Here is a 9,674-nt window from a genome sequence, read left to right as displayed (position 1 = left end):
GCCAAGCTCAAAGACTGGCGGCGCATCGCAACCCGCTACGACCGCTGCGCCCACACCTTCTTCTCGGCAATCTGCATCGCTGCCGCCGTCATCTTCTGGCTATGATTAATGAGTCCTGAGCCTAGACGATCAAACCCAAGCGCTTCACTGAAACGTGACGGACCTGACGGGACGGTGATCTGGAGGCCAGGCGGTATTTTCAAGAGCGTCGATAGGCATTCCCCGACCTAGCCGTGGGTGGGGTTCGCCTCACCCACCTCCTTGATGAAGGCGAGCAGGAGCGTGCTGAGCCGAACCGACCCGTGTTCCGAGCTTGTTCGACGACGCTTCCATCTGTTCGGCGAATTCTGGAATCTCTTCGTCGGCGACCTGCGCCGCATCAGCCGCCCGATACGGACAGCCCTGCCAGAAGCGGAGCGTAGGCGCCGAGCCTGCGGGATACGAACTCGGTGAACAGCCGCACGCGCTTGGTCTTGCGTGCCTCGCCCTGCGTGAGAAGCCAGAGCGTCCCATGCATGGGCAGGTCGGTGCCCGGCACCCTCACCAATAACGGGTCCGTATCTCCGACGAAGCACGGCAGCTTCGTCATCCCGATCCCTTGCTGCGCCGCTACGATCTGCGTCTCGGCGTCCGGGGTCCTGAACGGAACTCCCGTGGTGTGAATCTCTCCCTCGCGCGCCCAGTCCGGAATTCCATGATTGTCTATGACGATCCACCGGACGGGATCGGGCGCGCCCGTACGCCACGCGGCCAGTCGATCGCGGGACATGTAGACGCCGCTGAACAGCTCCGGTCCCTTCAGGCCATAAAGATTGAGCGGCAGGGTCTTGCGGTCGGCGACAATGCGGATCGCGACGTCGGCATCCCGGTTGGTCAGGTTTGCCACCTCGCCGGACGACAGGATTTCCATCTCGATGTCAGGATGCAGACGCGCGAAGTCGGCGAGATCCGGCATGAGCAAATGTGTGGCGAGGAACGGCGGAAGCGTCACCCGCAAAAGCCCGCGAGCGCTCTGGTCGCGCCCGAAGATGCGCGTCTCCAGCTGGTGCGACGACGCTTCCATCTGGCTCGCGAGATCGAGGACCTCCTCGCCCGCAGAAGTCAGGCGGTAGCCTGAGGGCTGCTTCTCGAACATCTGCGCCCCGAGGCGTTCCTCGAGCTGAGCGATACGTCGCAGCACGGTCGAGTGATTTACTCCGAGGCGCCCGGCGGCGGCCCGGACCGAGCCTCCCCGCGCGACGGCAAGAAAGTAGCGAACGTCGTCCCAGTCGATCATGGTGCAATCCCGCACCGTGCGGTGCGCCTTCCAAAGCCCCTTCTAGCACATTGAGCCGCGGTACGCGCGATCGGCGCGACGTTCAATCCTCCAGCCGGATCGATTTCGCACCACCGATATGCGCGCTTGCGCACTCACCGCCTGACTTCGGCAGACCTATTTTGGGGCTCTCAGGGGACCTCCCTACAGCCAACGGCCCGTGACGCCGAAACGAAGGAAACACTGACATGACGAGATTAAGCGGAAAGACCGCCGTGATTACAGGTGGCTCCACCGGCATCGGTCGCGCCGCAGCAAGGCGCTTCATCGAGGAAGGCGCGTTCGTCTTCATCTTCGGCCGCCGGCAGGAAGCGCTCGACGCCGCTGTAGCCGACCTTGGCCCCAATGCCCGCGCGGTGAAGGGCTCGGTCTCCGATGAGGCCGACCTCGACCGGCTTTACGCGGCGGTGAAGGCCGAGCGCGGAACCCTCGACATCGTCTTCGCCAATGCCGGGGCGGGAAGCCAGCTTGCGCTCGGCGAGATCACCGCCGGGCACATCGACGAAACCTTCGACACCAATGTGAAGGGTACGATCTTCACGGTCCAGAAGGCGCTGCCCCTGATGGGCCAGGGCGGTTCGATCATCCTGACGGGATCGAGCGCCGGCACCACGGGTGCTCCGGGAATGAGCGCCTACAGCGCGAGCAAGGCGGCAGTGCGCAACCTCGCGCGGACCTGGGCGGAAGACCTGAAGGGCACCGGCATCCGGGTAAACGTGCTGTCGCCCGGGGCGACGGCGACCGAACTCGCGAAGGAAGCGCTGGGCGAGGAAGGCCAGAAAACCTTCGCTGCGATGACTCCGCTCCAGCGGATGGCCGATCCGGCGGAGATCGGGGCGGTGGCCGCCTTTCTCGCGTCTTCGGACAGCAGTTTCATGACCGCCAGCGAAGTCGCCGTCGACGGCGGCTTGGCGCAACTCTGACACGCACGCCCGGCCGGGCGCTCCATTCGATTGTTCGGAGCGCCGTGGGGGCGTGATCAACCCAAGGAGAATATAGATGAGCTACGCAATCATCGGCTTCGGCAATATCGGCCAGGCTCTGGCCAAGGCGTTTGCCCGCAAAGGCATGGAAGTATCCGTTGCAACCACGCGCGACCCGGAAAGCTTTGCATCCGCAGCGGCCGCGATCGGACGCACAGTCATTCCCACCAAATTGGCGGACGCCGTCAAGGCGGACACCACCTTTCTGGCCGTCCGTTTCGAACAGCACCCGGATGTCGCGAAGGCGCTTCCCACTTGGCAGGGCAAGACCATCGTCGATGTGACCAATGCCTACGGCGTGCCCCCTGAGAAACTGGGAGGACAGCCTTCGTCCAGGTTCGTTGCACAGGCCTTCTCTGGTGCAAGACTGGTCAAGGGCTTCAACCATTTGCCCGCTGCGGTCCTCGACCAGGATCCGGCCGTGCATGGCGGCAGGAGGGTCGTGTTCCTGGCGAGCGACGATGACGCTGCCGCAGCGAAGATTGGTTCGCTCGCGGAAAATCTCGGTTTTGCGCCGATCAAACTCGGCGGGCTTTCGGAAGGTGGGCTGCTGGTCCATGCGCGCGGAAATAGCTGGGGTCAATTGATCTTCAAGGACCTGATCAAGTTCGACGGATGAACACGACTTCCCCGCCGGGAGAGCCACGACGCACGCGATCCGAGGGAAATGGAGAAATTCCTATGAGTACCGAGAAGAACGTCCAGACCGTGAAGGACTTCTTCGCCGCGATCGGTCGCGGCGACAGGGAGGGTCTGCTGGCGCTGGTCGCCGAAGACATCGAGTGGATCATCCCGGGCGAGAACTGGCCGTTGGCTGGTACGCACCGCGGACACTCTGGATTGGCGGATTTGCTTCTAACGGCGTCCAAGACGTTGGAAACGTACACAGAGCCCCGCGAATACGTAGCGCAGGGAGATCGGGTCCTGATCCTCGGTTTCGCAAGGGGCAAGGTCAAGGCTACGAACAGGGCGTTCGAGGACCATTTCGTCTTCGCCATTACCGTCCAGAACGGCAAGCTGACGAACATCCGGGAGTATATCGATACGCAAGCACTGGCGCGGGCCTCCGACATGGCCGCGAGCCCAGGGTCCTTTATCACTGAGACGATCACCATCATCGGATCGGGCGATATGGCCGCGGCGATCGGCGGCCTTGCCGTCGAGGCCGGACACTTCGTCGAGGTGCTGGGTCGCGACGCCGCGAAGGCGCGGGCGCTGGCCGAGCAGATCGGGGCGGGCGCAACGACAGGGACGTTCGGCGCCGCCCCGGCCGGCGATATTGTCATCCTGGCGGTTCCCTACGCAGCCGCTCTTGATGTGGTCACGCAGTACGGCGAGGGCCTGGCAGGCAAGCTCCTCGTCGACATCACCAACCCCATCAAATCCGATTTCACGGGCTTCTTGACCCCGGCGGACAGTTTCGGCGCGCGGGAGATCGCCAAGGCCGCTCCTGCCGCCACGGTGATAGTCAAGGCGTTCAACACCCAGAATTCGAACGTTCTTGCCGCCGGTCCGGTCGAAGGCCGTACATTGGACATATTTCTTGCCGGCGACGACGCGCAGGCGAAAGCGCGCGTTTCGGCGTTTATCCAAAGCCTCGGACTGCGGCCGATGGATACCGGGCCGCTGACCATGGCGCGGACATTGGAACACGCCTGCATGTTGTGGCTGGGCCTTATGACCCACTCCGTCAGGCACACCAATTTCTCAATTGGCGTCAGTCTTCCCGGCTGAGCAAACCCGTACCGCGACTTCTCGCGTCGCCCACAAGGAGCAGTACCATGCACGTTTTCGTCACTGGGGGGACCGGCCATTCCGGTCCGTACATCATCTCCGAGCTCGTCGCCGCCGGCCACGAGGTCACCGCTCTGGCCCGTTCGGAGAAGTCTGCGGCGGAAGTGACCGCGTTCGGCGCCAAGGTGCGTCGCGGCAGCCTCGAGGACCTTGACGGGCTCAAGGCGGCGGCTGCAAGCTCCGACGGTGTCATCCACGTCGCGCACCGGCAGGACCTGCTTCCCTCCGGCGGGCTCGACGCCGTGGCTGCCGCAGAGGTCCAGATCATGCTCGCCTACGGCGAGGCGTTGGCGGGAACCGGAAAGCGGCTTGTCGTGTCGGGGAGCATTGGCTCGCCCGGCTGGGAAGGCCTGGGCCGACCGGCCACCGAGGCCGACCCGGCTCTTCCCGGCGGCGGATACAAGGGCACGTTGCGGGTTCGTAACGTCGTGGAGACTGCGGTAATTGGCCTGGCCGAGAAGGGCGTACGGTCCTCGGTTGTGCGGATTCCTCCCATCATGCACAGCACGACCGACAATGCCGGCTTCCTCCCGCTGCTGATCGGGCTTGCAAAGGAAAAGGGCGTGATGGGCTATCCGGGGGACGGCGCGAACTTGTGGCCGGCCGTACATGCCCGCGATCTCGCCTCTTTATTCCGCCTGGCACTGGAGAAGGGGCCTGCCGGCAAAGTCTGGCACGCGGTCGGTGACGAGGGTGTCCCGTTCCGCGAGATCGCCGAGGCCATTGGCAGCCGTCTCAAGCTACCCGCTGTGCCCATTCCCGCCGACGTCCTGATGCTGCCGGGATTCTTCGGGTTCCTCGCGAATCTGGTCACGCTTGACGTTCCGGCGTCCAACCTCATCACCCGCCAGACCCTCGGCTGGGAGCCGTCTCAGCCGGGTCTGATCGCGGATCTCGACAACGGCCATTACTTCCCGGCCGGCTGACCCCGCTTGGTGACCACGAACAACATTCCACGTCTTTAGGAGATTGAACATGAGCACCATCAGCATTATCGGCGCAGGAACCATGGCCACGGCAATTGCAGACCGTATTGCCAAAGCGAGACACACCGTCGAAGTGATCACCCGCGACCCCGCCAAGGCGCGGGCGCTGGCCGACCATCTTGCAGCCGGGGCGACCACAGGGGCGTACGGCGCCGCGCCTGCGGGCGACATCGTCATCCTCGCCGTACCGTACCCCGGTGCAGCGGCGGTCGTAGCCGACTTTGGTGAAGCGCTTAACGGCAAGGTGATCATCGACATTACCAACCCGGTCGCTCCCGACCTTTCAGGCCTCGTCACTCCCTCCGGCAGTTCCGGTGCGCAGGAAATCGCCAGGGGCCTCCCCGCCGGCGCGCATGTCGTGAAGGCGTTCAACACGATCTTCGGCCACGTACTCGCCAAGGGCGGACGGCTCGACGCGTTCATCGCAGCCGACGATGCAGGGGCGAAGGCGCGCGTCTCGACCTTTCTCGAAAGTCTCGGGCTTCGACCGCTGGATGTCGGCGGCCTGCACATGGCCCAGACGCTCGAGGCGCTCGGCCTGATGATGATCGGCCTGGCCAAAAACGGCGCCGGCACCTGGGACTTCGCCATGAACGTCGATATCGGCTGAGTCAACGATACGCATCGCATGGGGCGGTTATCACAAAGACTAAGTCGAACACCTCGCCCGCCCCGCGGGGGCAGAAGCCGCGAACGCCGCCACTTGAACCGCCATCCACCGGAGTAGAATCGCATGCACATCGAACTCAAAGGCCGCAAAGCCATCGTGACCGGCTCCACCGCGGGGATTGGCCGAGCGATTGCCGAAGGACTGGCACGCGCTGGTGCATCGGTCGTAGTCAATGGCCGCACGCGGGAACGCGTGGACATGGCGCTGCGCGAAATGCGCGCGCTGTTGCCGCAGGCAGAACTGCATGGCGTCGCTGCCGACATCGCCACGCCGGAAGGCTGCGCCACGCTGATCGCGCGAGCGCCCGATGCCGACGTCCTCGTCAACAACGCCGGCACCGCGCGCCCGAATAACTTCTTCGATCAAACCGATGAAGAATGGCTCGACCTGTTCCACCTCAACGTGCTCAGCGGCGTGCGCCTGGCGCGCCACTATCTGCCGAAGATGACGGCACGCGGCTGGGGACGCGTGGTGTTCATCAGTAGCGAATCGGCGTTGAACATCCCGAAGGAAATGATCGACTACGGAGTGACCAAGACCGCGGTGCTCGCCGTATCGCGCGGGTTGGCCGAACTCGTTGCCGGCAGCGGCGTCACCGTCAATGCGGTGTTGCCCGGCCCGACCGATTCGGAAATCCTGTCCAACTGGATGAAATCGGTTGCGCAAGAGCAAGGCATCACGCCCGCGCAGGCCGAGCAGGACTTTCTGAAAACGATGCGCCCGACCACGCTGATCCGACGTTTCGCAACCACAGAAGAAGTGGCGAACATGGTGGTCTATGTCGCTTCGGAACAAGCTTCGGCGACGACCGGCGCATCCCTGCGCGTGGACGGTGGCGTGTTGCGCTCCATTGCCTGACTGCTTCCGTAGGGCGAAATATTCGAGACGAACTTCTGCGCTGGAACGAGGGATGGCCGCCCGAAACCTGCCAGTCTGCAGAGATGCGCCGATTGCCGCAAGGCTAAGACCATAGGTCGCCATGATCCGCGCGGGTGGTGAGGACCCGTCAGCGTAGACGGCGATCCATAGTCCTTGCCGCATTTGAAACCTCACTCGCGCGCGAGCGCAAATGACCAAAAGCCATCTCTCTGCACTGCGAGCAGCGGCAGGTACCCGATTGTGTCCTTCTCCGCATCGCCGGTGACGGGGCCGAAATTGCGGGCCGGGCCGATGAAAGCGATCGGATGATCACTGTCTTCAGGCTTCACCAGATAGGCGAACGTCTCGTCCTCGGGGTCCGCCGCACGATCCCCGATGTATGCAGGGCCGACCATCGAGGAATCGGCTGCGGCAGCGCCGCAAAGCGCGGTCACGCCGGCAAGCACGCTTATCGCCAATGTTAGCTTCGCCATATGATTAACTCCCCTGGTGCTTTGCTAAGCTTTGGCCAGATCCCGTTCAGGCTGGCCCGAGGTGGAGAGCATCGGCGATTTCGCGGCGGCAATCCTGAAGACGCTCCGAACAGAATCCAAAATTTTTCCGAAAGGCGCAAAATTTCGTCCGAAGGTCGTATGATAGGCTATGGCGCCTCAGCGCTTCGCATTCGGCCCCTTCGTGCTCGACGCTGGCAGCAGCGCACTCTTCGAGAACGGCCTTCCTGTTGCGATGGGAAGCAAACCCCTCGCGCTGCTGCAGGCCCTGGTGGAGGCGCGCGGTCAGGTGGTGCCCAAGGCGGCTTTGATGGATGCCGCCTGGCCGGATACCAACGTCGAGGAAAGCAATCTGACGGTGCAGATCGCCACCCTCCGGAGACGGCTGCGGGTCTCGCCGGACGGGGAAGAGTGGATCGTGACTTTCCCGCGGGTGGGCTATCGTTTCGCAGGCCCGCTCACCATCCAGGAGCGCGAGGCTCGCATCGTCGACGCCGGCCGAGCGCTCGAAGCGGACCCCTCCATCGCAGTCCTGCCCTTTTCGTATATGAGCCTCGATCCGGAGCAGGCGCATTTCGCCGACGGTCTGGTGGAGGATCTGATCGCCGACCTGTCGAAGGTGCCTGGCCTCCATGTGATCGCGAGCCATTCATCGTTCGCTTTCAAGGCAAGGTCCACCGATACGCAATCGATCGCGAAGGAACTCGGCGCCCGCCATGTCGTCGAGGGCAGCGTGCGCCGCGTCGCAGGCCAGGTCAGAATTGGGGTTCGCCTCACCGAGGCGACGATGAACAGATGCCTTTGGGCCGAGCACTTCGATGGCGATCTGGCCGACGTCTTTGGTCTGCAGGACCAGGTCGTACGTAAGGTCGTCGCGGCCTTGTCTGACGTGCTGCCGCTTGGACCGGTGCTCGATGATACGCCCCGGCGCCGGACGACGATCGAGGCGTATGACCTCCTCGTTCGCGGGCGCGTTCTTGTCATGCACTCACCCGCGGGGAACGATCTCGCTCGTACTTTCCTTGCCAAGGCCATTGAGCTCGATCCGGATCTGGCGGAGGCCTATGCATGGCTTGCCGTCTCGTACTACAGCGCGGCGATCCAGTACGGGGAGGACTTCGACGCGAACCAGGCCCTGGGGCTCGCTTACGCCCAGAAAACCATGTCGCTCGATATGAACGATCCCATGGCGCATAGCGTGCTTGGGTATGCCCGGCTCTGCGAGGGCAAACTCGATGAGGCGGAAGCCGCATTGCAAACGGCGCTGCGGATCAACCCGAACCATGCCGATACGATGGTGAACATGGCGGGCTTGAGGGTCCTGCAAGGCCAGCCTCACGATGCCGTCGAACTGGCCGAGAATGCTCTCCGGCTCAACCCCTTTCCGCCGGGTTGGTACTATTGGGACCTTGGCTTCGCATACTATGCCGCCGGCCACTATGCCGAGGCGGTCCGGGTTCTCCGCAAGGAGGAGGTCGGCCGGCTCCCGGCAAAGCGCATCCTTGCCGCGAGCCTGGCGCAGCTCGGTCGGCTCAGCGAAGCTCACGAGGAAGCCTGCCGCTTCCTCGAGATAAATCCCGGCTTTCTCGCATCGCGTTGGGCGGCCACGCAGCCTTTCAGACGCGATGAGGACCGGCAGCACTTCCTCGACGGCTATATCAAGGCGGGTTTGCCGCTTTAGCGTCTGCTATACCTCCTCCGGCGCAAAGTCGGAATTAATCTAGCCGCTCTACAAGCGATTGTTCCTTTCTTCCATCGCCGCTGCCTCCTGCTCTCGCCTCCCAAGGGTAATTACCCAGACGTCTTGCGCCTTCGACAAATCTGTGTTGAGTAACGCCTCACCACAGGGGTGCTCCGTATTGCCGGGGCTGAGACCGCAGCGCCAAGCCGCGAAACCCTCAAGCTGATCTGGGTAATACCAGCGGAGCGAGGCGGATCATGTTTTCTGGCGCACAAGTCGCATTGTACCCGATGGCGGACGATTTCGTTCGCGTCATCCTCGGCAGCCTGTCGGCGTTCGATCCCTACCGGGATCGCTTCCGGATCGAGACGGACGACCTTTCCACCCTGCTGGTCGGGGCCCCCGAACAGCTGTTTCCCGCCATGCGCGACCTCCATGTCGCGGCTTCCCGGGGCGGCGTTCATTGCGTGCTGCATGCCACCGTGTCGCGCGGCTGTCCCGGCGAGCCTGACGATCCGATCTGCACGCCCATCCAGGGCCGAGGGGCCGACATGCCGCTCGGTCAACGGGTGGAGGCCGCGCTGGCTGTCGTAGCGGGCGCACCGGAAACGGGACAGGCCGTGGCCGCACAGTTGTCGCTCTACCCGCTGGGCGCGGCGCATCACATGGACGAGATCTACGGCTGCATCGATTTCGTGAAGCGCTCGGGCGTGTTCGGGCGGTCGAAAAATTTCTGCACCACGCTGCGCGGCGACGCCGGACCGGTGTTCGCCACACTCGGCGAGGCGTTCCTGCGTTTCGGCTCTCCCGAAGGCCATCTGGCGCTCGACCTCACCGTTTCGGCCAACAGCCCGACTGCCATCTGAGCCTGGCGC

The 9,674-nt window shown here is 63.7% G+C and carries 10 protein-coding genes, 2 pseudogenes and 1 riboswitch; of the genes and pseudogenes, 10 read left to right on the top strand and 2 right to left on the bottom strand.

The features are described 5' to 3' along the window. A pseudogene (locus tag E6C48_RS21820) lies at nucleotides 1-105 on the top strand (IS5/IS1182 family transposase); the annotation flags it as partial. A gap of 274 nt (nucleotides 106-379) precedes the next feature. Here the strand turns inward: E6C48_RS21820 and E6C48_RS21815 are convergent. Then, nucleotides 380-1,276, bottom strand: coding sequence for a LysR family transcriptional regulator (locus E6C48_RS21815; protein ID WP_136360301.1), 897 nt, complete (start codon nucleotides 1,274-1,276; stop codon nucleotides 380-382). A 227-nt stretch (nucleotides 1,277-1,503) separates the two neighbouring features. Between E6C48_RS21815 and E6C48_RS21810 the strand changes: the two genes are divergently transcribed. From E6C48_RS21810 to E6C48_RS21785, 7 genes and pseudogenes are all read left to right on the top strand, one after another. Next, entirely contained in the window at nucleotides 1,504-2,238 is a 735-nt protein-coding gene (locus E6C48_RS21810) for an SDR family NAD(P)-dependent oxidoreductase (RefSeq protein ID WP_136360300.1), read from the top strand. Between the two features lie 76 nt (nucleotides 2,239-2,314). Next, on the top strand, nucleotides 2,315-2,917 hold the full coding sequence (locus E6C48_RS21805) for an NADPH-dependent F420 reductase (protein WP_136360299.1): 603 nt from the start codon (nucleotides 2,315-2,317) through the stop codon (nucleotides 2,915-2,917). 62 nt (nucleotides 2,918-2,979) lie between these two features. Next, nucleotides 2,980-3,381 (top strand): annotated as a pseudogene (locus E6C48_RS22970) (nuclear transport factor 2 family protein); the annotation flags it as partial. Further along, the gene (locus E6C48_RS22965; RefSeq protein ID WP_136360306.1) at nucleotides 3,370-4,032 is read left to right on the top strand and encodes an NADPH-dependent F420 reductase; all 663 of its coding nucleotides are present in this window, start codon (nucleotides 3,370-3,372) and stop codon (nucleotides 4,030-4,032) included. The pseudogene E6C48_RS22970 and the gene E6C48_RS22965, both read left to right, overlap by 12 nt. A gap of 47 nt (nucleotides 4,033-4,079) precedes the next feature. Beyond that, the gene (locus E6C48_RS21795; RefSeq protein ID WP_136360298.1) at nucleotides 4,080-5,018 is read left to right on the top strand and encodes an SDR family oxidoreductase; all 939 of its coding nucleotides are present in this window, start codon (nucleotides 4,080-4,082) and stop codon (nucleotides 5,016-5,018) included. A gap of 43 nt (nucleotides 5,019-5,061) precedes the next feature. Beyond that, a complete protein-coding gene (locus E6C48_RS21790; protein ID WP_136360297.1) occupies nucleotides 5,062-5,688 on the top strand; it encodes an NADPH-dependent F420 reductase in 627 nt (208 codons plus the stop codon). A 123-nt stretch (nucleotides 5,689-5,811) separates the two neighbouring features. Next, the gene (locus E6C48_RS21785) at nucleotides 5,812-6,606 is read left to right on the top strand and encodes an SDR family NAD(P)-dependent oxidoreductase (protein WP_136360296.1); all 795 of its coding nucleotides are present in this window, start codon (nucleotides 5,812-5,814) and stop codon (nucleotides 6,604-6,606) included. A gap of 191 nt (nucleotides 6,607-6,797) precedes the next feature. Here E6C48_RS21785 and E6C48_RS21780 read toward each other — a convergent pair whose 3' ends face one another. Beyond that, on the bottom strand, nucleotides 6,798-7,100 hold the full coding sequence (locus E6C48_RS21780) for a hypothetical protein (protein WP_136360295.1): 303 nt from the start codon (nucleotides 7,098-7,100) through the stop codon (nucleotides 6,798-6,800). A gap of 169 nt (nucleotides 7,101-7,269) precedes the next feature. Between E6C48_RS21780 and E6C48_RS21775 the strand changes: the two genes are divergently transcribed. Further along, nucleotides 7,270-8,799 carry a winged helix-turn-helix domain-containing tetratricopeptide repeat protein gene (locus E6C48_RS21775; protein WP_136360294.1) on the top strand — a complete coding sequence of 510 codons (1,530 nt, stop codon included), beginning with the start codon at nucleotides 7,270-7,272 and terminating at the stop codon, nucleotides 8,797-8,799. A gap of 154 nt (nucleotides 8,800-8,953) precedes the next feature. Further along, nucleotides 8,954-9,066, top strand: a riboswitch (TPP riboswitch). Further along, entirely contained in the window at nucleotides 9,057-9,665 is a 609-nt protein-coding gene (locus E6C48_RS21770) for a YkoF family thiamine/hydroxymethylpyrimidine-binding protein (protein ID WP_136360293.1), read from the top strand. Its footprint overlaps the riboswitch before it by 10 nt. The last annotated feature ends 9 nt before the right edge of the window (nucleotides 9,666-9,674 follow it).

It is taken from the genome of Ollibium composti (assembly GCF_004801285.1).
Classification (GTDB): domain Bacteria; phylum Pseudomonadota; class Alphaproteobacteria; order Rhizobiales; family Rhizobiaceae; genus Mesorhizobium; species Mesorhizobium composti.
Note: the sequence above shows the minus strand (reverse complement) of the source record. Positions and strands in the feature narration are given on the sequence as shown.